Origin of the sequence: Kitasatospora sp. NPDC001540, from assembly GCF_042894345.1 — a bacterium.
In the GTDB taxonomy this organism is placed as follows: Bacteria; Actinomycetota; Actinomycetes; order Streptomycetales; family Streptomycetaceae; genus Kitasatospora; species Kitasatospora phosalacinea_C.
The window spans coordinates 37,273-58,990 of record NZ_JBIAVO010000045.1 but is presented as its reverse complement, the minus strand read 5'-3'; the positions used below and the strand labels follow the sequence as shown (position 1 = coordinate 58,990).

Annotated in this window: 21 protein-coding genes and 2 pseudogenes; 1 reads left to right on the top strand and 22 read right to left on the bottom strand. The window is 74.6% G+C overall.

The genetic code is table 11. The features are described 5' to 3' along the window. Positions 1 to 91 precede the first annotated feature (91 nt). Complete coding sequence (locus ACFY00_RS34080) at positions 92 to 742, bottom strand: dihydrofolate reductase family protein (RefSeq protein ID WP_388037028.1); 651 nt, start codon at positions 740 to 742, stop codon at positions 92 to 94. A 285-nt stretch (positions 743 to 1,027) separates the two neighbouring features. On the opposite strand from ACFY00_RS34080, the pseudogene ACFY00_RS34075 reads away from it, so the two are divergent. After that, positions 1,028 to 1,854: pseudogene (locus tag ACFY00_RS34075) on the top strand (IS5 family transposase). A gap of 15 nt (positions 1,855 to 1,869) precedes the next feature. On the opposite strand, the gene ACFY00_RS34070 reads toward ACFY00_RS34075, so the two are convergent. From ACFY00_RS34070 to ACFY00_RS33970, 21 genes and pseudogenes are all read right to left on the bottom strand, one after another. Beyond that, the gene (locus ACFY00_RS34070) at positions 1,870 to 2,535 is read right to left on the bottom strand and encodes a 2'-5' RNA ligase family protein (RefSeq protein ID WP_388037025.1); all 666 of its coding nucleotides are present in this window, start codon (positions 2,533 to 2,535) and stop codon (positions 1,870 to 1,872) included. Between the two features lie 130 nt (positions 2,536 to 2,665). Continuing rightward, positions 2,666 to 3,523, bottom strand: coding sequence for a protein phosphatase 2C domain-containing protein (locus ACFY00_RS34065; RefSeq protein ID WP_388037023.1), 858 nt, complete (start codon positions 3,521 to 3,523; stop codon positions 2,666 to 2,668). Further along, a complete protein-coding gene (locus ACFY00_RS34060) occupies positions 3,504 to 4,553 on the bottom strand; it encodes an endonuclease/exonuclease/phosphatase family protein (RefSeq protein WP_388037021.1) in 1,050 nt (349 codons plus the stop codon). Before ACFY00_RS34060 ends, ACFY00_RS34065 begins: the two co-directional genes overlap by 20 nt. Before the next feature lie 97 nt (positions 4,554 to 4,650). Then, on the bottom strand, positions 4,651 to 6,990 hold the full coding sequence (fxlM, locus tag ACFY00_RS34055; RefSeq protein WP_388037018.1) for a methyltransferase, FxLD system: 2,340 nt from the start codon (positions 6,988 to 6,990) through the stop codon (positions 4,651 to 4,653). Between the two features lie 62 nt (positions 6,991 to 7,052). Continuing rightward, positions 7,053 to 7,721 carry a PolC-type DNA polymerase III gene (locus ACFY00_RS34050; protein WP_388037015.1) on the bottom strand — a complete coding sequence of 223 codons (669 nt, stop codon included), beginning with the start codon at positions 7,719 to 7,721 and terminating at the stop codon, positions 7,053 to 7,055. Continuing rightward, positions 7,718 to 9,658, bottom strand: coding sequence for a phosphotransferase (locus ACFY00_RS34045; protein ID WP_388037013.1), 1,941 nt, complete (start codon positions 9,656 to 9,658; stop codon positions 7,718 to 7,720). Before ACFY00_RS34045 ends, ACFY00_RS34050 begins: the two co-directional genes overlap by 4 nt. Next, positions 9,655 to 9,990: a nucleotide pyrophosphohydrolase gene (locus tag ACFY00_RS34040; RefSeq protein ID WP_388037010.1), complete on the bottom strand. Its 336-nt coding sequence runs from the start codon at positions 9,988 to 9,990 to the stop codon at positions 9,655 to 9,657. The genes ACFY00_RS34045 and ACFY00_RS34040 overlap by 4 nt, the downstream gene beginning before the upstream one ends. Before the next feature lie 3 nt (positions 9,991 to 9,993). Continuing rightward, complete coding sequence (locus ACFY00_RS34035; protein ID WP_388037007.1) at positions 9,994 to 10,254, bottom strand: hypothetical protein; 261 nt, start codon at positions 10,252 to 10,254, stop codon at positions 9,994 to 9,996. Positions 10,255 to 10,286: 32 nt separating this feature from the next. Beyond that, positions 10,287 to 11,075, bottom strand: a complete 789-nt coding sequence (locus ACFY00_RS34030; RefSeq protein ID WP_388037004.1) for a class I SAM-dependent methyltransferase — start codon at positions 11,073 to 11,075, stop codon at positions 10,287 to 10,289. Between the two features lie 245 nt (positions 11,076 to 11,320). Continuing rightward, positions 11,321 to 12,010, bottom strand: a complete 690-nt coding sequence (locus ACFY00_RS34025) for an isochorismatase family protein (RefSeq protein WP_388037003.1) — start codon at positions 12,008 to 12,010, stop codon at positions 11,321 to 11,323. Next, on the bottom strand, positions 12,007 to 12,609 hold the full coding sequence (locus ACFY00_RS34020; protein WP_388037001.1) for an NUDIX domain-containing protein: 603 nt from the start codon (positions 12,607 to 12,609) through the stop codon (positions 12,007 to 12,009). The genes ACFY00_RS34025 and ACFY00_RS34020 overlap by 4 nt, the downstream gene beginning before the upstream one ends. 133 nt (positions 12,610 to 12,742) lie before the next feature. Then, positions 12,743 to 13,381: an NUDIX domain-containing protein gene (locus ACFY00_RS34015; protein ID WP_388036999.1), complete on the bottom strand. Its 639-nt coding sequence runs from the start codon at positions 13,379 to 13,381 to the stop codon at positions 12,743 to 12,745. 250 nt (positions 13,382 to 13,631) lie between these two features. Then, entirely contained in the window at positions 13,632 to 14,198 is a 567-nt protein-coding gene (locus tag ACFY00_RS34010; RefSeq protein ID WP_388036998.1) for an AAA family ATPase, read from the bottom strand. Further along, on the bottom strand, positions 14,195 to 14,788 hold the full coding sequence (locus ACFY00_RS34005) for a hypothetical protein (protein ID WP_388036995.1): 594 nt from the start codon (positions 14,786 to 14,788) through the stop codon (positions 14,195 to 14,197). The genes ACFY00_RS34010 and ACFY00_RS34005 overlap by 4 nt, the downstream gene beginning before the upstream one ends. Continuing rightward, positions 14,785 to 15,816: an NUDIX domain-containing protein gene (locus tag ACFY00_RS34000; protein ID WP_388036992.1), complete on the bottom strand. Its 1,032-nt coding sequence runs from the start codon at positions 15,814 to 15,816 to the stop codon at positions 14,785 to 14,787. The genes ACFY00_RS34005 and ACFY00_RS34000 overlap by 4 nt, the downstream gene beginning before the upstream one ends. Before the next feature lie 51 nt (positions 15,817 to 15,867). Then, complete coding sequence (locus ACFY00_RS33995; RefSeq protein WP_388036989.1) at positions 15,868 to 16,770, bottom strand: aminoglycoside phosphotransferase family protein; 903 nt, start codon at positions 16,768 to 16,770, stop codon at positions 15,868 to 15,870. A 153-nt stretch (positions 16,771 to 16,923) separates the two neighbouring features. Further along, positions 16,924 to 18,405: a GNAT family N-acetyltransferase gene (locus ACFY00_RS33990; protein ID WP_388036986.1), complete on the bottom strand. Its 1,482-nt coding sequence runs from the start codon at positions 18,403 to 18,405 to the stop codon at positions 16,924 to 16,926. A gap of 67 nt (positions 18,406 to 18,472) precedes the next feature. Continuing rightward, positions 18,473 to 19,315: a hypothetical protein gene (locus ACFY00_RS33985; protein ID WP_388037038.1), complete on the bottom strand. Its 843-nt coding sequence runs from the start codon at positions 19,313 to 19,315 to the stop codon at positions 18,473 to 18,475. Between the two features lie 53 nt (positions 19,316 to 19,368). Continuing rightward, the gene (locus ACFY00_RS33980) at positions 19,369 to 19,797 is read right to left on the bottom strand and encodes a hypothetical protein (protein ID WP_388037036.1); all 429 of its coding nucleotides are present in this window, start codon (positions 19,795 to 19,797) and stop codon (positions 19,369 to 19,371) included. 85 nt (positions 19,798 to 19,882) lie between these two features. After that, a pseudogene (locus tag ACFY00_RS33975) lies at positions 19,883 to 20,359 on the bottom strand (methyltransferase domain-containing protein); the annotation flags it as partial. Between the two features lie 10 nt (positions 20,360 to 20,369). Then, a complete protein-coding gene (locus tag ACFY00_RS33970) occupies positions 20,370 to 21,137 on the bottom strand; it encodes an NAD(P)-binding domain-containing protein (RefSeq protein ID WP_388037030.1) in 768 nt (255 codons plus the stop codon). Between the last annotated feature and the right edge of the window lie 581 nt (positions 21,138 to 21,718).

Below are 21,718 nucleotides of genomic sequence, written 5' to 3'. Positions count from 1 at the left end.
ACACCTGGACCATCACTCCCACAACCGCATAGCGCAGGAGGGCTGTCCCAACCGGGACAGCCCCCCCAGCAAGAAGATCTTCATCAGACTTCTAGGCCTGTCCGGCCCTGGTCCGGTTCCAGAAGTGGTGGGTGAGACCGCTCGCCGAGGTCGCCGACTCGATGGTGAAGCGGTCCTGGACCCCGGCGAGCCCGTCCCACATCGACACCCCGGCGCCCAGGGTGACGGGCACGGTGACCAAGTGCATGAAGTCGACGAGGTCGGCGGCCAGGAACTGCCGGACCGTGGAGGGGCCGCCGCCGATGCGGACGTCCCGGCCGTCGGCGAGCTCCAGGGCGCGTGCGAGGGCTTCCTCGGGCGTGGCGTCAAGGAAGTGGAAGCTCGTACCGTTGTCGAAGGAGACCGGGTCGCGCCGGTGATGGGTGAGTACCACCACGGGCGTGCGGAAGGGGGGCTCGTCGCCCCACCAGCCCCGCCAGTCGTCGTCGGTCCACTCGCCGGTCTGCGGACCGAACTTGCCCCGGCCCATGATCTCGGCCCCGATCCCCTGGCCCCAGGTGCTCGTGAGTGCGCGATCGAGGGTGATCGGCGCGTCCACGGCGTCCACACCGTGGATGAACCGCCCGTCGAAGTACCCGAACAGTCTCTCGGCGCCCCCGATGGGTGCGTCGAGCGTGATCGTCTCGCCTGCGCTGTAGCCGTCCAGGGAGATGTGGAAGTTGTGCACGCGGACTTTGGCCATGCGGTCCACCTTCGGCAAGTGCTCGCGGTCTCCAAGCGGTCGCAGCGAGCCTACGACCCGGGGCTGTCAACCGCGGGCACGGTCTCTCCCGACACGTGTCGGCGGGTCGCCCCGGCCCGTGCCATCCTGGCCCATGCCGCTCCAGTCTCCGGTGGACCGTCACCAACGTTCCGGGACACCACACTTAGATCCAGGGCGACCACTCAACTGATCCGCTGGGCCGTTTCTCTCGGATCATCTGATCGTTGGTCTGGTGTGCCGTTGACTGACACGCAGTGGGCGCGGATGGAGCCGTTGTTGCCGGATCGCACGCCGAGGCGGGCGTGCGGTGGCGCGACCACCGGCAGGTGACCGACGCGATCGCCTGGAAGTTCCAGACCGGCTCGCAAGGGGTCCACCCCCCGCCGAGCACGGCTCCTGGAAGGCGCCCACACCCGGCCGAGGAACCGGGTGATCGACGGCACCCGGGAGAGGGTCTTCACCGCCCTGCTCGCCCAGGCCGACGCCGAAGGCGACCTGGACTGGGTCGTCTCGGCCGACTCCACCGTCGTGCGTGCCCACCAGAACGCCGCCGGGGCCCGCAGAAAAGGGGCCCCGGCCGGCGAACCCGACCACCACGCCATCGGACGCTCCCGCGGCGGACCGACCACCAAGATCCACCCCGCCGCAGACAGCCGGTGCCGCCCGTCGTGCTTCCACCCCACTCCCGGCCAAGCCGACGACGCGCCCGCGTTCGAGCACGTCACGGCCGCCCCGCGAGTGCCCAGGGCGGCCGGCCGACCACGGACCCGGCCTCTCGTGGTCCTGGCGGACCGGGCCCACTCGTCAAGGGCCAACTGCCAACACCTACGCCGGCGCGGGATCCGGGCGGTGATCCCCCAACCGGCCGACCAGGTCGCCAACCGCAAACGCAAGGGCCGCAACGGCAGCCGACCGCCTGCCTTCGACCGCGACGCCGACAACGCGACGCCGGCAAACAACGCCACACCGTCGAACGCTGCATCAACCGCCTGAAGAACCGGCGCGGTCCGGCCACCCGCTACGAGAAGACCGCCACCGTCCACCAGGCCGGACTCCCCATCGCAGGCATCTTCATCCGGTCCGCCCGCTGATCCAAAAGAAAGACCCTAGCCGGCGGGGGCGAACGGGAAGGTCTCCACCAGGTCCCAGGAGATCTCCCAGGCCGACTGGCCGTCGGGGCGCGGCTGCTGTCGCCACAGGACGTCCAGCAGCTGAACGCTGCTGAAGGTCAGCGGGGCGTGGCTCGGGGAGATCCGGCGCAGCTCGGTCTGCAGGGCGTCGGAGGACGCGGTGGCCCAGGCGTAGCCGAGGGTGATGTGGGGTCGACCGCCCGGGTGCCGAAGTGCGTGCGGTCCGCGGACTTCAGCGATGGCGGCGCGGACTTGCTCGCGCAGGGCGACGAGTTCGCGGTCGGGGTGCAGGTCGAGGTAGGCGCCGGCCCGGTTGGCGACGGGGCTGCCGACGGTGACCTCGACGGGGGCGGCGCCGGCGAGGTGGTGGCGCAGGGCCGCGGCGAGGTCGGCGCGTTCGGCGGCCGTGATCACCTCGGCGGTGGTGTCGGCCACCATCTCGACGGTGGAGTGCAGGGTGCCGGTCATCAGGTTGATCGGGAAGGGCGCCATGGCCCGGTGGCACTCGGCGACCAGCCGGGCGAGTTCGGGGTTGGCGTCGAGGTCCGGCACGGCGTAGACGTGCAGCGCGCGGGCGCCGCTGCCGGGCCCGCTGCGGTCGGGCCAGTCCTGGCCCTGGAACTTCGGGGTGAACTTCTCCATCTCGCCTCTTCGTGGTGGGAAGGGATGCGCCGCCGGGCGGCGGCACGGAGGTGTCCACCGACCGGCCGCGGCGGGACCGATCGGTGAAGGTGGAACGGGCGCCGGGCCGGGTGCGGCAGGGGTGCGCTGTTCAGCGGTGCGGGTCGAAGGAGAGCAGGGCCACGGCCTTGTCGTCGGAGATCTTGTAGCGCGGGTGCTTGACGCCGTCGGGGTCGTCGGTGTGTTCGTACGCCTGGATGCGCTCGACGGCTCGTTGCGGCCCGAAGCCCGTGTCGGCGCATGCCTCGACGAGGGGCCCCCAGGCCCACAGGCCGTAGGATTCCACGCCGGCCTGGACGCCGTCGGTCGCCACCAGCACGCGCCGTAGCTGCGCCTGCGGCCAGGACCGGACCACCGCGTGGCGGGCGGCGGCCGGAACCGCTTCGGCCACCCAGTACGCGTACGGGTCGCCGTGGCGGTTGATGTGCTGCAACTGGTGCTGGCGCAGCCGCCCGAGCATCTCGCGGTGGGCGGGTGAGGAGAAGCCGTGCCCGGCGCGCAGGTGCTCGCGCAGCCGCTCCATGTCGGGGTGCGGGCGCACCAGGTCCTCCAGCCGGTCGTCGCGCAGGGCTTCCACGCTGCCGTCGTGCTGCTGGGCGAGCACGATCGTGTCGCACAGGACCAGGGCGTCGACCATGCGGTCGTCGGGGCGGTGGCGCACGATCGCGACGGTGGCCGCCGGCGATGCGCCGGGGGTCAGGGCGTGGGTGCCGGACACCGCGGTGAGGGCTTCGTGGAGGGTGTCGCGCAGGTCGAGTCGCGGGGTGCGGCGGTGGGCGGTGAGGATCTCCTCGCCGAGGGTCTGCGCGTACCAGCCGCCGCGGGGCGTGTCGTCGCTGAGGGTGGAGACGTCGTCGAGGACGACCACCAGGTCGCGGTCGTCGCTGACGAGGACGCGGTCCTCGGAGGGGCGGCTGCCGCCGGGGAGTTCACCGGTGATGACGTGCATGGGGTCCTTCCGCGGGTGTCGAAGCTCCGGTGCGAAGGGGGTGCTCCCGGCCGCGGGGAGGGCCAACGCGGCCGGGCAGGGCGGCGGGGTCGACGTCGACGACGACCGGCAGGTGGTCGGAGGCGTTGCGCGCGGCCTCGCTGCGGTGGATGCGGTAGCCGGCCACGGCGCCGACGACGGGCCGGGTCGCCAGCACCAGGTCGATCCTGCGTTCCCCCCACGGGTCCGGGTCGCCTCGGCCGTCCTCCCAGTACCCGACCGTCGCCTCCCAGGGCACGCCCAGGTGCGCGGCGGCGTCCACGGTGAAGCCGCCGCGCAGCAGGACCTCGGTCGGCCTGCGGTCGGCCAGGTTCGTGGTGCCGAGCGTGCCTTCGAGGACCTGGTACTCGAGGTCGTCGTGCGTCTGGTGGGTGTACGGCTCCGCGTCGTAGTAGAGCGCCGGGCCGCCGTCACGGGAGTGGGTGGCGGCGGAGATCGAGTTGGCGTCGCAGCAGACGAATCCAGGCTGCGCTCCGCCGGTGCGGCGCAGCAGGCCCTTGAGCCGCAGCGCCTCGTCGAGGCGGTGGCGGGGCCGGAACGGGTCGCCGTGGTAGGAGCAGATCGTGACCGGCTCCCGCGCACCCAGGTCGAGGCGGACGCTCGTCAGGCCGTGCCAGAAGTCGGGCGCGCCGATGGGCCGGAACCCGCCCGGGACGGGCCCGGCGGCGGTCGGGTTCCACAGCACCGCGGTGAACCAGCCCCGGTGCACGTTGTTGGCCATCGCGACGCCGCCGTAGGTCCGGTCGGAGCGCAGGGTCGAACTGCTCAGTCCGCAGTCGCCCGCGAGGTGCTGGACGACCGTCTCGGCTTCCGCGCGCCAGCGCGCGTCGCGGTCGGAGAAGCTCTCCCCGCTGCGCGGTTCCTCGTCGGCGACGATCTCCTGGAGGCACAGCACGTCCGGGCGGATCTCGCGGATCGTGGCGACCAGGGCGCGCCAGCGGTCCGTGCCCACCAGGTGCGGGCCCAGTTTGTAGGCGTTGAGGTTCGCCACCCGTATCACGGTGCTTCGTTCCTTCCGGTCAGCGGCGGTGCCCAGCGGACAGGCACGCTCCGGCCGGTGTCCGGCCTCGCGGGGTGCCGGGTGCCGCTCATCGGTTGGCCTGCCGGATCCGATCGGCTGGTGCCGCGTCAGGACCGACGGCCTGGAATGCCAGCCGCCCGCCCGGCTTGTCGATGACGGGGCCGGTCGGAAGCCCCGCGTCCGGGGCCGTGGCGGGGTGGACGGTCAGGCGGGGGTAGCCGCGACCGCGCAGGTGCCGGTCCCAGTGGCGGACGGCGGCGGCCAGCCGCCCGGCCAGGGCGGGGCCGCGGGCGCCGACGGCGTGGACGGTCAACTCGGCCCCGTCTTCGGCGGGTTCGGGGACGAGGTAGGCGAGCGAGCCGTCGGCGGTGAGCGCCGGTGCGGTGCGGTCGCCGGGCAGCCGGGTCAGGCCGGAGGGCTCCTGGTCCTGGAACAGGGTGCACCCGCCGTTCCCGTGGAGGGCCGTCAGCAGGTGCAGGTGCAGCGAGTCGTACGGCTCGCCGAGTGCGACCCGTACGCCGGTGCGCCGCTCGTGTCCGGTTCCGCGCAGGGCCTGCGGCAGGCCGTCGGTGGCCGGGACGGGCCCGTCGGCGTGCCACAGCAGGACGTCATCGGCGAGGCGGGTGTGCGGGGTGGGGCCGGCGGTGGTGTCGGGGACGAAACCGCAGCTGATCCAGCGGCCGGTGCTGACCAGGGTGTCGCCGCGGCGCCGCAGGGCGACGGACCAGGTGAAGGTGTGGAGGTCGAGCGGCAGGACCAGGCGGCCGCCGTCGGCGAGCTGTTCCCACCAGGCGGGGGCGAGGTCGCGGGCGGCGTGGGTGACGACGATCGCGTCGAACCCGCCGCGCGGCACCAGGTGGGCGGGCGCCCCGCGGTGGCCGTCGCCCAGCAGGGCGGTGACGCCGGTGGTGCCGGTCTCGGCGAGGGCGCGGCGGGTGCGGCGGACGACCTGCGGGTCGAGGTCGACGGTGACGACGTGGCCGGACGGTCCGGCGAGGTGGGCGAGGTAGGCGGCGTTGCAGCCGCCGCTGCCGATCTCCAGCACCCGCGCGCCGGGGGTGACGGCGGCCTGGTCGAGCATCAGGGCCTGCATGTCGGCTGCCGAGACGGAGCTGGTCGCCTGCCCGTGCGCGCCGCGGCGGGTGACGTACGCGCGGTCGGGGGCGTAGGCGACGTCGAGGCCGGCCTCGGGCAGGAAGCGGTGCCGCTCGACGGTACGCAGCGCGACGAGGACCTCGGCGGGCAGGTGCGGGTGGGCGGCGGCGACCTGTTCGGCCATCGCGGCACGGCGCCGGGCGGCCTCGGGGCTGTCGCCCGGTACGGCCGGGGCCGGGGCGTCGTGCGGGTAGGACGAGACCTCCGGGAGGCGGTTCACGGTGCCGGGCCAGATCGCGTTCAGAGCTTGCGCGGCGGGCGTGAACACCGGTCCGAGGCAGTCCAACGCGTCGAGGTCCATCCACTCCCAGCGCACGAACTTCTCCGGCTCCCGCACCTCCGGGGTGCCGGTGGCGGCAGCGACGCGCACCACCGCGGTGATCCGCGGTACCCGTTGGGCGTGGTCGACCAGGATGGTGACGACCGTGGCGCCGACGGCCAGCAGCCCGCTCTCCTCGGCGAGTTCGCGCACTGCGGCCTCCTCCAGGCTCTCTGCCCGCGTCTCGCCGTCGCCGTCCGCCACCGTGTCGATCTTGCCGCCGGGCAGTTCCCACATGCGCCTGGTCGACCAGCCGAGCAGGACCCGGCCGCGGTCGTCGGTGACCACGGCCAGCGCGCCGGCGACCGCGACGTTGCCGGTGGCCGGCGCGCTGCGCTCGGTCGCGACGGTGTCCCGGCAGGGACCGCGCAGCACCAGCACGGCGAGGTCGCCTGCGTCGAGGCGCCGCACGTCCTCCCAGCCGGAGGTCAGGGCGGCGATCTCGTCCTCGTCGAGGGCGATGCGTCGGTGCCCGGCGGGGGTGGTGGCGGCGAGCGGGGTGGTGATCAGCAGGGTGCCGCCGGGGGCCAGCAGTCGGCCGAGCCGGTGCAGGGTGGTGGTCCGGTCGGCCAGGAAGGCCACGGACAGGCGCACCGTGATCACCAGGTACGGATCGTCGCCGAGGAGTTGCTGCAGGTCGGCGTCCTCGACGTCCGCCTCCAGCCACCGCACCGCGGCCTCCGGGTGGGCGGCGCGGGCGCGCTCCAGGGCGGCCGCGGACAGGTCGAGGGCGTCCACCGCGTAGCCGGAGGCGGCGAGGTGCGCGGCCAGGTCGCCCAGACCGCAGCCCACGTCCAGGGCCCGGCCGCCGCCCTCGGGAGCGGGCGCGTGCTCGGCGAGCGCGGCGACCTCCTGCGGGCGCAGCGCGCTGAAGGCGATGCCGTCGGTGTAGCTCTGGTTCCAGTGTTCGGCGGTGAGAGCGGGTGCGGTCACGTCGGTCCTCGGATCGGATGTGTGCTGGGTGGCGGGGTTCAGGCAGTGCCGTACGCGGGTGGTCAGAACAGGGCGTGCTGCTGCGGCTCGGGGCCGTGGGGAGTGGGGTGCTTGGGCGGCAGTCCGGCGGCAGCGTCCAGGTCCAGCAGGGTGCGCCACCGGTTGGTGGCGCACCCGTCGGTGAGCAGGCGCTCCAGGAGTCGGGCGGTGACGGTGACGTCGGGCATCGCCCGGTGCCGGTCGGCCGGCCGGGCGATCGCGTGGTGGGCCAGGAGGTGGTCCAGGCGGTAGGAGCCGAGGCCGGGCAGGAGCGCCTTGGCGAGGCGGATCGTGTCGAGCAGGGGTGTGGCGGCCAGCCGGGGGCAGTGCGCGGCCTGACGGGCGATCATCCCGGCCTCGGTGGGGGCGTGGTGGGCGACCAGCCGGTAGGGCGGTGCGGTCAGGTGCGCGTCCAGGCGGGCCATGACCACGGCGGCCGGGGCTGCGGCGGCGAGCATCTGCGCGGTGATGCCGCTCAGCCCGGCGCTGCGGGCGGTGACCGGAACGTCGTCGGGAGGCCGGATCAGGGATTCGAACCGGCCGACCTCCACCAGGCGTCCGCGCTCGGGCCGCAGCGCGAGCGCGGCGACCTCGGTCGGCTCCTGCGGCCGACCGGGCGGGGTCAGGCCCTCGAAGTCCACGACGACCAGGGTCAGGGCGGCGAAGCCCGGATCGTCGAACAGGCCCCTCACACCGTGTCCTTCCGCCCGGCTGCCAGCCGGTCGGCTGCGGTGCGGAGCCGGGTGAGGGTGCGCAGGCCGCGTTCCAGGAGTTCGGGATCGCCGCAGGCGGCGCCGTACTGGACGCCGGAGACCGCGTCCAGGGCCTCCAGCACGGCCAGGTACTCGAGTTCGGCGGCGGTGAAGGGGCGGCCGTAGCCGTCGGCCAGCGCCTCCAGCAGGTCCGGGCGGTGCGCCCAGAGGTCGGCGAGGCGGACGAAGTCGCGGAGGGCGGGGCCCGGTTGGGCGCGCTCGAAGTCGATCACGTAGAGCTCGCCCGCCTCGCCGAGCAGCAGGTTCCGCAGTTGCAGGTCGCCGTGGGTGAACACCGGCTCGGGCTGCGGCAGCAGGTCGGCACGGGCGGCCAGGGCGCGGACGGCCTCCTCGTCGCCGGGCGCCAGGTGGGCGCGGGCGCCGTCCAACTGCCGCTCCAGCTTCCCCAGCGCGGCCCGCAGGGTCTCGTCGGGCCCGGCGGCGGGGGCCGGACGGTGGATCGCGGCGGCGAGCGCCCCGATCCGGCGGAAGATCTCGCGCTGCTGCCCGGGCGGGTGGACGGCGCCGTGCAGGGAGGTGCCGGGCAACGCGGTGACGACGACCGCGAGGAGGTCGGCGTCGGCGGCCACCAGGCGGGGCGCGGCCGCCCCGAGTCCGGGCACCCAGGTGCGGTACGCAGCCACCTCCCGGCCGTGGAAGCGCGGGTTCTGATGGATCTTCACGTACCAGCGGCCGCCCCCGGCGCCGTCCACCCGCCACACCCGGCTGCCCGGCCGGGCCCAGGACACGTCGGTCCAGGAGGAGAGGCGGCCGACGGCCCGTTCGGTGAACTCCCGCACCGCCCGGCCCGGACCCTCCTCCCCAGTGCCGGCGGAGGAGAAGGCGCGCAGCCGGTCGGTGTGCGGGTCGTAGGCGACCGTGTCGCCCGGCTCCTGGAAGTGGACGGCGAAGCGGTGCCCCGCGCGGTAGGCGTCCAGGGCGGCCCGGCAGTAGGCCACCATTCCCGCGGGAAGGTCGGCGAGCGGGTACCAGCCCATGGCGTCGCACAGGTCGGGCTCCCTGATGGCCGGCTCCCCGTTCCAGCGGAGCACCTCGAAAACCAGGCCCACCCGTGAGTCGCCGCCCGGTCCCCGGTGGTGGACGGTGACGGCGTGCCGGACGTCGTCCGGGTCGACGACGACACCGGTCTCCTCGCGGGCCTCGCGGATCAGGGCCTGCACGGCGTCCTCGTGGGACCCGTCGATGTGTCCCGACGGCAGGTGCTCGAGTCCGGTGGCGTAGACGGCTCCGGCCCGGCGTGTCAGCAGGACCTCGGGGCCCGCCGCGCCGTCGCGGCGCAGGAGCAGGTGGACGTCGACGGGCTCCCGGTGACGGGCCTGCACCGGCACGGGTCCGGCCGCGGCGGCGGAGGGCCCCGGGGCCGGGGGAAGGGCGAGGACGGCGCGCAGCCGTCCGGCGATCCGGGCCGTCTCCTCGGGCGGCACGTCGAGCAGTCCGGCGCTCTCCCACGCGAGGGCGGCCGTCTGCTGCTGCTCGTAGGGCACGCCGGGCGGGAGGGCGGCCACGTGGACGTGGACGTGGCTGTTGCCGCTGTGGGAGCCGAGGCTCTGCAGGTAGATCCGCTCGGTCGGCACGACCTGCCGCAGTGCGGCCCCGGCACGGTGGACGGTGTGCCACAGCGCGGCGGACCGCGCCGCGGTGAAGTCGCCGATCACGTCCTGCCGGTGCGCGACGGGGGCGACGAGGAGCTTGCCGAGCAGGGTCGGGTACCGGTCCAGGAACACGACGTGCTGCTCGTCCCGGTGGACGATCTCGTGCCGGAACTCCTCGTCGCCGGCCAGCAGGCGGCAGATGAAGCACGGCCCGCTCCGGGACCGCCGCGCGTACGCCTGCTCGTCGAACTCGATCCGCTTCACCACTGCTCCTCCTGGCCGAGTTGACCGGTGATCGACTGTTCCAGGTCCGCCATGGTGGCGGTGAAGGCGGATTCGAGGTCGACGCCGTACAGCCGGGCGATCACGGCGACGGACCACAGGCAGTCCGCCAGTTCGTGGCCGAGGTCGCGCCCTGCGGGCGCGGGGCGGATCCCGTCGGCGGCCTGGGCGAGTTTCGCCAGGTCACCGACGTCCCCGGCGAAGCCGAGGACGAAGTCCTGCCGGGTCCAGGTGCAGCCGCGCTGCGCCGCGTTCAGCCGGTCGTACAGGGCGTGGACGCGCATCGCCCGCTCGGTGATCTCGCCGAGTTCCACCGTTCACTCTCCGATCAGGGGAAGGTAGCGCTGCACGTACGGCGGCACCGCGGCGGTCGACGTGCCGGTCGACGTGCCGGTTTCGGCGGGCGGGACGTGCTGGTCGACCGTGCTTCTGCCGGGTGCGAGGGCCAGGTCGTCGCCGTGGCGCCTCCTGTGCGGGGCCACGGTAGGCGCGAAGCCCGGGCCGGGTTCGGTGCGCACCCGGCCCTCGCGGGCAGGGGTCGGGCTGGTGGCCGCGGTCGTCGGCGTGCTGCTGTTCACGGGCGTCTCCGGGGAGTCGGCGTGTCGCGGTGTCAGGGGCGGCGGGCGAGCAGGACGGTGAACACGGTGTCCTCGGTCAGGGGGCCGTCCGCCGCGTGGCGGCCGAGCAGGTTCAGCGCCTCGGTCTCGAAGGCGGTGTGCCGCTCGCCGAACAGGGCGGGTGCGGCGAAGCTGGTGCTGGCGAGGTAGCCGAGGACCTGCCGCGGTGTCCACTGCCGGGACACGGGCCAGGCGTGCTCCTCGACGCGGGAGAACGGCGAGTCGGCGAGGACCTCCTCGTAGCGGCGGCGCGGCCGGGTGTAGGTGCCCCGCGTGCCGGCGCGGCGCTCCTGGCCGAGGTAGCTCTGGATGAGCGCGCGCAGGGCATCGGTCCAGGGCGAGCGGGCGGTCCACAGGCTGCCGTCGCCCATGACGGCGACGGCCGCGTCCGGTGCGGTGAGCCGGTCGAGCAGCCGCAGGACCTCCTCCTGGTCCATCCAGTGGAACGCTCGGGCGATCGTGACCAGGTGCGCCCGGTAGCCGGGGGAGGGGGCGGTGAACCCCTCGGCCGGGCAGCGGTGCACCCCCAGGGGCTTGTCGCCCAGGAGGGGGCGGAGGACCGCGCTCGCCTCGTCGATCATCTGTTGATCGGGTTCGACGATGTCGATCCGCGCGAACGCCTGGTGCAGGGCGGCCGGGACCTGTCCGGTGCCGGTGCCCAGGTCGAGCAGCACCGGGTGGGGCGTGCCGCGCACGATGTCGGTCAGCAGCGTGACGGCAGCCGCGGGCAGGCCCGGCCGGAAGGTGCGGTAGGCGCCGGCGGCGCCGGGGAAGAGGGACAAGTCGGTGGCTCCAGGTCGGTTCGGGCCGGTCGGCGCGTGCTCCGGTGGGCAGGGTGGACAACTGCGGTGGCGGGCGGCGGGCCACCGCCGGAGCGGCGGCCCGTAGGGCGAAGGCGTGCGCGGGCAGCAGCGCGGCGGCCAGTACCGTCTCGCCGCCGACGATCGCGATCCCCTGCCCCGGGCGGCAGGGGCGGAAGTCCGGCGGCCGCCACCGCGCACCCGGGCGGCCCGGCCCGCGGGCGCGGTCACCGGCCGGCCCGGATCAGGTCGAGGATCTCGGCCGTGGAGCGCACGTCGCCGAAGGAGCGGTACAGGGTCCGCAGGGTCGCGTTGTGGACCTCGTCGCTGCCCGCGGCCGTGCCGTCCGCCGCCACGATCACCCGCAGGCCCAGGGTGAAGGCGTCGCGCGCCGTCCCGGCCACGCACACGTCGGTGACGACCCCGCACACCAGCACGGTGTCGACGCCGCGCTCGGCCAGCAGACCGGGCAGCGGACTCAGGCCGGGGAAGAACGCGGAGGCCGCCTCCTTCTCCACGAGCAGGTCGCGGTCCTCGTCGACGGTGAACTGCGGCCACAGACGCCCCGCGAGCGGACCGCTGCCGCCCGAGGTGCGGAAGAGCTCCGTGACCTCGGGGCCGTAGAACTCCTCGCGGACCGGGCTCGGCCGGCCGGAGCCCGGCATCACCCACGCCACCAGGCCGCCGGCCCGGCGCAGGCCGACGGCCAGCGCCTCGACCTGCGGGATGATCCCGCGCGCGTACGGCCCGTCGAAGAACGGCACCATGTCGACCACCACCAGCGCGGTGCGGGCCGGATCGAGGCGGGTGTAGGCGTGCCGCCGCCCCCGGCGCTGCTCCTGACGGGCGTACTCCCGCTCCGGGATCGTCCAGGCGTGCACCCGGGCCGGCACCTGCGCCGCCGGTGGGGTGCTCACGCGCGCCCCGCCGCGTCCAGGGCCCGGGCGGCCATCAGGACGGACATCACGGCCCCGGACAGCAGGAGCCGGCCGTCCATCGCGGCGGCGACCGCGTCCTCGAGCGGCCACCACTCCACGGTCATGCCCGTCTCGGTGCCGGTCGGCTCCTGCCGACCGAGCGTCAGGTCCCGGGCGAGGAACATGTGCAGGCGGGCGGTGGACCTGGTCATCAACGCGGTCTCACCGAGCGGGCGCCACGAGGCGGCCGTGATGCCGGACTCCTCCTTGAGCTCGCGGCGGGCGCCCTCCAGCGGGTCCTCGCCCGGCTCCAGGCCCCCGCCGGGCGGGGTGAGGACCTCGCCGTGGACGTAGGAGCGGTAGCGGACCATGGCGATCCGGCCCCGGTCGTCCACCGCGACCGTCAGGGCTCCGTCGACGCGGGCCTGGTGGAACTCGAAGGCCCCTTCGGTGCCGTCGGGCCGGGTCACCCTGTCGCGGTGGATCAGGTAGGAGGGGGTGTCCAGCAGGATCGTGCGGTCGTGCTGGTGCCACGGCGCCGGCGCGGCCGGCTGGCGGGTGACGGGCGGTGCGGTGTTCACGGGCGGTGCGGTGTTCACGGGCGGGCTCCTTCGGGCCGGCTGCTGGTGAGCAGCGGGAGGTTGGGCGGGGTGCGGAGGCCGGGACGGGGCGGCACCGTCGAAGGCGCGCCTCTCACCGACACCGGGCGGTCGCCGTCGGCGCGGGTGCAGATCACGGTGACGGGCGGTCAGCGGGTTCCTCCTCCCGGGGCGCTGTCGGCCCGTCCGGGGACGGGGGACGCACCGTCCGGTCAGTGGGTTGGTGCGGCAGTAGGCCGGTGGTGCGGTGCGCGGTGAGCAGGACGGCCGCGAGGGTGCCGGCCTCGGTGATCCGGCCGTCGGCGCACATCGCCACCGCCTCGGCCAGCGGGACCCAGCGCAGTTCCATGTCGGCCTCGCTGGGCTCGCGCTGGTGCTCGCCGACGGTCAGGCCCGTGGCGAGGTAGAGGTGTTCGCGGGTCCGCGCACCGGCGGGCATCCGCCACACCGTGGTGAGCGGTTCGATCCGGGCGGCGCGGATGCCGGCCTCCTCCAGCAGTTCGCGCAGCGCGGCTGCCGCCGGGTCCTCGTCCACTCCGCACCCGCCGCCGGGGCACATCAGCAGCCGCAGGCCGCACACGTAGACGTCCTCCTCCACCAGGGCGACGCGGCCGCGGTCGTCGAGGGCCAGGACGCGCACCCCGTCGACCGCCTCGGTGTACTCGTAGGTGCCCGGGCTGCCGTCGGCCCGCCGGATCTCGTCGCGGCGCACCACCATCCGCGGTCCGCGGTAGACCTCGGTCGAGGATTGCGTGGTCCAGCCTTCGATCATGTCGTCCGCTCCGTCTTCTTCCGGTCGGGTGGCAGGAGTGGGGGGGGGTTGTGCGGGCGGGGGGCACGGGGGCAGCGGTGGCAGCGGTGGCGATGGCGGGTCCAGGCGTTCGAGGTGGCGCTCGCAACGGCCCTCCGGTCGGTGCACGGCCCGGTAGGCGTAGGGGAGGGCGCTGCCGTCGAAGACGACCACGCCCTCCTCCACTTCCACGACGGGCCGTCCGGTGCCGACGGCGGACGGTGACGGCCCGTCACCGTCCGCCTGCCTCTGGGCCGCCCGTCGCGAGGAGCTCCAGCACCCGGTCGGCGACCTGGCGCGGCGTGCGGCCGGTGGTGTCGACCACCTCGGCGTCGGCGGCGAGCCAGGAGGCGAACGCCTGGGTGTAGGAGGGGAGTTGCCGTCGGCGGAACGCGCGGACCTTCGCGCTGCGCGCCTCGTCGCCGGGGTACTCCGTGGCGGCGTCGATGCGGGCGGCGACCGTGTCCGGGTCGGCGTGGAGCAGCAGGTGGCGCAGCGGGATCCCGGCGGCGCGGACGGCGTCGTGGATCTCGGCGGCGTAGCCGCGCCGCAGCAGCGTCATCGGGACGAGTACCGGGCGGCCGTCGTTCTCGCGGTGGCAGTGGACGACGAGTTGGGCGGTCAGGGGGCGCCACGCCGGGTTGTCCTGGAAGTCGCGGTACTTGCCGGGGAAGACCTGGCGCAGGAGGAAGCCGATCTCCTCCGGGTCGGCGACGACGGCGCCGGGCAACTCGTCGCGGAGAGTGGAGGCGAGGGTGGTCTTGCCGCCGCCGAAGGGGCCGTTGATCCAGACGATCACCGCAGGCTCCCTTCGCCGCGGGTAGCAGGGGAGGACGGTTCGGGGCGCGGGCCGGGCAGCCGGGTGGCGGTGGCGTACTGCCGGGCCTGCAGGAGGTGGGCGGCGCGGTAGCTGCCGACACCGGGCCGGCTCCCGTCGAGGTCGGCTTCGGCGGCCATGAGCTCCTCGTGGGTGCCCTGCTCGACGAGGCGGCCGTCCTCGAGGACGTAGATGAGGTCCGCGGAGGCCGAGGCGGCCAGGCGGTGGGTGATCAGCAGCACGGTCGCCCCCTGCTCCGCGAGGCGGCGCAGGTTGTCGAAGGCACGCACCTCCGCGGCCGGATCGAGCGCGCTGGTCGGCTCGTCGGCGACGACCAGGAACGGGCGCCGGCCGTCGGTGCCCGCGGTGGTGGTGCGCAGGTAGGTGCGGGCGGTGCCGATCCGCTGCCACTGGCCGCCGGAGAAGTCGACCCCGCCTTCGAACCCTGCCAGCACCCGCTCGTCGTACGACCCGGGTGTGCCGGGCTCTTGGGCGACGACGGCGGGGAAGGCGGCCAGCGCCTGCCGGGCGAGGTGCCCGGTGTCGGCGGCCGGGCGGCTGGGCGCGCTCACTGGGCATCCCCCCGTGCCGGGTCCGCGAGCGAGGCGGTGTCGGCATGCTCCAGGACTTCGACGGTGCCGTGCTCCAGGGCGCGCAGCGCGGCGGCCAGCCGGACGGCCAGGACGTGCGGCAGCTGGTCGAGGGCTTCGTGCGGTGGCAGCCACCGGGCGGAGCGCACCTCCTTCGGGTCGAGCACCAGCGCGGCGACCTCGTCGGCGCTCAGCGGCGGCAGGTCGAAGACGTGGACGACCAGGGCACGCCCGTAGCTGGTCAGGCGGGCCGGGACGTTGTCGACGACCAGCAGTCGCCCGGGCCGACGGCGCAGTCCGAGCTCCTCGGCGCCCTCGCGCTCAGCGGCCTCGACGGGCACCTCGTCGGCCTCGACCATGCCGCCGACCAGTTCGAGGTGCGCCTTGTAGGTGGGCTCCAGCACCAGGACCCGGCCCTCGTCGTCGCGGACCAGCACGGTGGCGGCCATCATCGGCGAGGGCAGCTGCCGGTAGTAGTCCCGCTTGGACGGCGTCACCAGTTCGCCGTCGTCGAGCAGCGCGGTGTGCGAGCCCTTCTCGGCGCCGAGCGCGGCCCGCAGGCGCGCCGCCGCGGCCGGCCCCAGCAGTTCGAGTGCCCGCGCCTCGCCGACCCAGCGGATGCCTGTGGGTCCCGTCGCCCCCGGGTCCGCAGCGGCGGTGACGTGTGCGGCGAAGAGGAGGTCCAGCAGCGGTCGGCCGCGCCGGTCGGCGGGCGCGGTGTCCACGACCAGCAGCCGTCCGGTTCCAGCCTCGACGCCGACGGCTTCGCGCAGGTGACGGGCGAGCGCGTCAGCGGGCAACTCGTTGCCGGTCGGACCGCCGGGCAGGTCCCAGCCGCCCTCCCTGCCGCGGTCGACGACCAACAGCAGCCCCGCGGCGTCGCGCAGCAGGGCGTGGGCGCCGAGCAGCGGGGCCGCGTGGGCCTCCAGCAGCTCCCGGACCTCGGCGCTCGCGCCGTGCCCGGCCCGCTGCTCGGCGGGTGGGGCGGGGTGTTCGTCGGTGGTGGACACCGGTCTCCTCCTCGAAGGCGGACGGGGTGGTGGAAGTGCCGGCGGTGCGGGTCAGGAGCAGGCGGGTTGGGCGGCCATGCGGCCGAGGGCGAGGTGGCCGCGCTCCTGCAGGTCCGCTCGGCCCTCGCGCAGGCCGGTGCACAGGTAGGAGGCGCCGAGGCGCACCGTCAGCAGCAACAGCAGCCGCTCCTCGGCCGGTTCGAGCGGGCGGCCGTAGCCGGTGAAGAAGGCCTCGCGCAGATCGGGACGCTCGGGCCACAGAGCCCCCAGCAGCCAGACGAACTCCTCGACCACCAGGCCGTAGCGGGCCTGCTCGAAGTCGATCAGGGCGTGCCGACCGGTGGCGGCGTCGATGAGCCAGTTGCGGGTCGCGTAGTCGCCGTGCAGGAACAGCGGCGGCAGCCGGTCGGCCAGGCCGGGGATCTCGACGGCCGCGGCCTCGACGAGGGCGAGCACGTCGCCCGGCACCCGCCCCGCCAAGGCATCCCGGCACTCGGCGGCCTCCCGCGCGTACGCGCCCATCGCCTCGCGAACCTGCGCCCGGTGGGCGGCGGAACCGGTGTCCGAGCGGTCGTGCCAGCGCCACAGCAGCCGCCCGGCGTCCTCGTGCAGCCGCAGCTCCACCCCGTGCGGGAGCGGCAGGCCGCGCACGACGCGGCCGGGCAGCGCCGTGCTGAGCAGCGCGCGCAGCCCCGGCTCGCTCGCCAGCAACCGCGGCACCTGCCGTTCGCGTTCGGGCAGGAAGCGCGCCGTGTAGGCGTAGCCGGCCACCTCGCGGGCGAACGCGCCGTCATCCGGACTGATCTTGACGAAGGCGGCAGCTCCGTCCTCGGGGCCGCCGATGCGCCACACCCGGGAGGTTGCCCTGGGCCAGGAGCAGTCGACCGCCGTGACCGGGCCGGGCAGGTGGGCGGCGGCCCAGGCAAGCAGGTCGGGCGGTGGGGAGTCGGTCATCAGGTCGGGGCTCCGAAGGGGACGGGCCGGGCGCGCGGCGCAGCAGCAGGACGCGGTCGGCCGGGTCGGTGCGCAGGACGCCGGCGGAGGTGCGGTCGACGCCGTCCGCGTGGGCTTGGGCGAGCGGGTCGGAGAGCGGGTGGGCGTCGGTGGTCACGGGGCACTCCAGGCGAGGGGAATCGGCCCGGCCGGGTCCGGGTCGGTGAAGCCGAGATCGCGATAGAGCCGTTCCCCGTCGGGGGACGCGGTCAGGCGGACCTGCCCGCAGCCGACGTCGACGAGCCACTGCCGGGCGGCGGCGACCGCCTGCCGGGCGTGGCCGCGGCGCCGGTGGGCGGGGTCGGTGGCCACGGAGGCGATGACCCCGATGTACGGCGCCCGGCCCGGGCGGGGCAGGCAGTGGTCGTACTGGGCGACCGCGCACGACACCAGCGCGCCCGCGCCGCCGTCGACGACGAACGCCGCGAACCCGCTCCGCCCGGCGAGGCGTTCGCGGAACCAGTCGGCGCAGGTCCGTTCCCAGCCGGGCGGCGCGGTGACGCCCGCGGAGTGCAGCATCACCAGGCGCAGCCGCGCCAGTTCCCCGGCGTCCGATGCGACCGCGCGGCGCACCGAGCCGGCAGTGAGCTGGGCCCGGGGTGCCGGCGGGCGGATGGCGGCGTGGGTGGCGGCGTGCTCCTGGATGAGATGGCGGGTGGAGTCGCGCAGGTTGAGGCGGTGCAGATCCTCTGGGCGGAACCAGTGGAGCAGGACGCCCTCGCGCAGGCCGGCGTCGTCGGGGTGGCCGTCCCAGCGGGTGGTGAAGATCTGGATCGGGACGGCCAGGCCGTTTCGGTCGGTGGTCCACTCGACGGCCAGCGGCTCGACCTCGCCGAGGCGCAGCCCGGGTACCTCCTCGGCGAGTTCACGCCTCAGCGTCGCCTCGATCGTGGCGTCGCCCGCCTCCCGGCCACCGCCCAGCAGACTCCACTCACCAGGCGCCCAGACATGTGCGAAATTGTCGCGAAGATGCAGCAGGTACTCGCCGCGGCCGTTGTGGATGACGGCGGAGGCGTTCACCGGCTCCGGCCGACCGGTCAGGTCCGCCGCCAGGAGCTTGGCGCGCAGCCCGGGCGAGGAGACCTCGGCGAGCGGACGCCACTCCGCCCCGGTGACCTCCGCCCCCTGCAGGGTCACGGGCGGCAGTTGGCCGTCGGCGAGGTAGAAGACGAAACGGAAGTCGTAGTGCCGGTGGGCACCTTCGCCCTTGTCCGGGTTCGGGTCGATGTCGTTGACGTCGATGTCCACGGGCGCGTCCAGCAGTCCCGGCGGCAGGCAGAGCGCCCCGGGCGGAATCCCGGCCTCCTCGGCGACCTCGCGGACCGCGGTCGCCAGCAGGCTCTGGTCACCGGCTTCGCCGTGCCCGCCCGGGCACAGCACCAGCCCCGTGGCCCGGTGGTGGATGTGCAGGACGCGTAGGTCGCGGTCGACGAGGACGCCGCTGCAGGTGACGTGCGCGGGCAGCGTGGCGCGGTCGGTCGGGTCGTCCGCGGTGGCCAACAGGTCCAGCAGCGGCCGGAGCCGGGCGTGTTCGCCGGGATGGCGCGCAAGATGGGCGAGGGTGGTGGCGGCGATCTCTGCGGAGATGGCAGGCAATCAGGGCTCCGTATCCGGTGTCACGGGACGGTCCGGCCGCATGAGTCGGACGACAAGTCTCAACGTTTCAAGGCGTGTTGGGCGCTCGGCGGGAGTGGCCGGAGGTCCGATGTTCGAGGATCGGGCGGCCGTCGTTCAAGTGGGTCGCCTCCGGGCGCGCCTGGGTCGAACGGGGCGTTTTCGAGCACCCGGGCGGCGCCGCCCACCGTGACATCCAGCTGCTTGCGGGCGCTCTCGGGGAGGCTTCCGCCGCCCAGCGCGCAGGCGGCGAGCTCCTGTTCGAGGGAGGCTCTTTGATCTTGGTCCAGGAGGCGGTCGATGGCGGGATGGGCGGGGAGGTCACGCAGGGCGTAGCCGTCGCCGGATTCACCCGTTCGAGTGACGGCGGACCGGGCGAGGTCTCGGGCGGCCGGGGTGCCGGGTCGGTGGCGTCGAGGACGGCCAGGGCGAGGCGGGCGGCCGGTTCGAGGGCGGTCCACAGGTCTGCGGCGTGTGCGGCGGCTTGCTGCTCGCCGGGGCGGCACAAGGCGGTGAGGGCGGCGGTGACCGTCTCCTCCCACGGGTCGCCGGGCTCGGTCTCCTGCAGGAGGGCGAGGGCGGTGGGGTGGCCGCCGGTGGTGGCGGCGGCGAGGAGGGCGGTCTGGCGGCCGTCGAAGGTGCGGCGGTCGATGCCGCGGTGTTGCTCGATGTGGCGCAGGGCATCGCGCCAGCGGTCGAGGACGGTGAAGGCGCGGGTGCCGTCGGCGATGACGACTCGCCACAACCACTGGCGGAGTTCGGCGCGCTGCTGGTCGGTTGCGGTGAGGCGGGCGGGGACGGTGATGCCGTCGATCCTCTGGCGTTCGTCGTGGATGAGGCGGGTCGCAGGTGAGGTAGAGGGCGGCGTGGCGGTGGCACAGGGCGCGGGCATCGTTGGGCAGGTTGAGGTCGGAGGCGAGCAGGGCGTTCTGCCGATACGGGCGTTCAGGGGCAGGTAGGCGGGCCGGATCCTGGGCACCAGCGGGAAGCGCTGGGCGGTGGGTCCGGTCGGGTGCACGGTGGTTGCTCCCAGGTGACGGTGATCGGGTGGCGGGGGCGGTGGAGGACGAAGCGGTCGGCGGCCGGGTCGGCGGTGTCGGGGCCGTGGCCGATCACGTCGGTCTCGTAGGTCTTGCGGCCGTCGGGGGTGTTGAGGATGCCGGAGGGCAGGGCGGCGTCGGCGTTCTGGTCCTGGTGGACCTGGAGGGTGACGTTGCCGTCCCTGGTGAGGTCGAGGGCGCGGCGGGCGTCGTCCATGCTCCCGCGTAGCGGCATGAAGACGGCGAGTTGGTCGTCGACGGACCCCCAGGCGTCGGTGGCGCGTTCGAGGGCGATGGTGCGGGAGGCGGTGCCGCGCAGGCGCAGCGGCACCACGATCCGGCCGCCCGGTTTGACTTGCTGAAGCCAGGGGGGTGGGCATCTCGCTGGTGCTGACGGTGGCGATGATCCGGTCGTAGGGCGCCTTGCCCGGGTGGCCGAGGGCGCCGTCGCCCAGCAGCGCTTCGACGTTGGTGATGTCGGCGTCGGCGAGGTGCTTGCGGGCGTCGTCGACCAGGTCCTCGTCGACGTCGACGGTGGTGACGTGGCCGTCGGGGCCGACGATGTGGCCGAGGTAGGCGGCGTTGACGCCGGTACCGGCGCCGGCTTCGAGGATGTGCTCGCCGGGGCGGGCGGCGAGTTGTTCGAGCATCAGGGCGATGGTGGCGGGTTGGGAGGTGGCGCTGATCTGAGTGCCGGAGCCGTCGGTCTTGGTGTAGACGGGATTGTCGGCGTAGGCGGCCTCCAGGGGGAAGCCGGGCAGGAAGTGCTCGCGGGCGACGGCGCGGAAGGCGTCCTCCACCGGGGGGGTGCGGATGGCGTTCTGGTCGAGCAGACGGTCGGTGAGGGCGTCGCGCAGCTGGTCGGCGGAGCAGGCTTCGTCACTCAGGGCAGTCATGTGGGTGACCTTAGGGGTTGGGGTGCTGGCGGTGGTCGAGGGTACGGCGCCCTTGTCGGAGTGGAAGACGGAGCCCAACGCCCTTGCGATGAAGGATGCTTGGTGGCCGACCGGCAGCCCGGCGCGGTTGGCGTGGAAGAGCAGGTGGTGCGCGAGGACGCCACGCAGTCCGCAGCCCAGGCGGCCTTCGCGGGCGAGGTCCTGTCCGGCCTGCTCGAAGGCGTCGACCCACGCGGTGTGGCCGTCTGGGGGGTTCGCCGGATCGGGTGAGCTGACGGGTGTCGAGGGTCATCAGGCGGCGCATCGCGCCGGTCAGGGCGGCGGCCCGCTCGGGGGCCAGGTCGGCCGGTTCGGGCCGCAGCTCGGCGGCCTTGGCCCAGACGTCGCCCTGTTCGTACTGGTCGAGGCTGGCGGTGCGGAGCATCGCGGAGACCAGCACGGGGATGGTCTCGGCCCACCCGAGGGCGGGCGGCCCGGCCCATGCGTCGATCCGGGCCGCGGACACGGTCGAGCACTCCAGCGCGAGCGCGCCCGGACCAAGTCCGGCCAGCGCCCCGTGCGCACCGTCCCACACCGCGGCCGCTGCCTCCTCGTCGTCGCCGACCAGGGATAGCACCACGTCGGCGCCCACAGCGGCCTCCCGCGCCGAGGCGCACACCGCATCCGCCGGAGCGACCGGTATTCGGGAGGCGGTGCGGTTGAAACAGCGCAACCGGAAGGAGCGGCGCAGGTGCGGGGCGAGCTCCCGCGCCATCACCCCGGCCCCCAGCAAGGCCACCGTCTGTCCGCTCACCGCCCGCACCCCGTGCCGCCGGCACGCGCGGTTCCACCAGCTCGTCGCCCCGGGTGTAGAGGTACCACACCATCACCGGCGCCACCTCCCGCATGACGACCAGGCCCGTTGACGCAACGACGTCGGCAGAGCCGATGCACGCCTCCACCTCGCCCTGGTCGGCCAGCTCCACCGCCAGCGGCTTCGCCGACACGTACCGCTGCTCGGCGCCGGGCAGCCACCGCTCGGCCAGCGCCCGCGTCGCCGGGTGCAGCGCGACCGTCTTCGGGGACGGTTCCACGTACCCGGCGCAGATCAGCGCGGCCGCGTGCTGCTCGCACGCGAGGTTCATCGCGGCCGGGAACGACTCGACGAGCCGCATCTCCTGGAAGTGGCGGCCGACATGCGAGGCGTCCGTGCCATCGGGACCGAGCGTGAAGACCGTCGGGAAGTCCTCCATGTGCAGCCCTACCGGGACGCCGCCGGTGTCCGCACCGTGGAGGCTGCTGCTGTCCGCCGTCCGCGCGAGTACTCGGAACATCAAGGTCTCCCTCCTGCTGGAACGGTCCAGGGGTGTGCGGCAGGGA

Coding starts and splice junctions, on each gene's coding strand:
- ACFY00_RS34080 (WP_388037028.1), bottom strand. CDS start 742: ATGGCCAAAGTCCGCGTGCACAACTTCCACATCTCCCTGGACGGCTAC.
- ACFY00_RS34065 (WP_388037023.1), bottom strand. CDS start 3,523: ATGCACGTCATCACCGGTGAACTCCCCGGCGGCAGCCGCCCCTCCGAG.
- ACFY00_RS33985 (WP_388037038.1), bottom strand. CDS start 19,315: ATGCCCGCGCCCTGTGCCACCGCCACGCCGCCCTCTACCTCACCTGCG.
- ACFY00_RS34015 (WP_388036999.1), bottom strand. CDS start 13,381: ATGATCGAAGGCTGGACCACGCAATCCTCGACCGAGGTCTACCGCGGA.
- ACFY00_RS34070 (WP_388037025.1), bottom strand. CDS start 2,535: ATGGAGAAGTTCACCCCGAAGTTCCAGGGCCAGGACTGGCCCGACCGC.
- ACFY00_RS33995 (WP_388036989.1), bottom strand. CDS start 16,770: ATGACCGACTCCCCACCGCCCGACCTGCTTGCCTGGGCCGCCGCCCAC.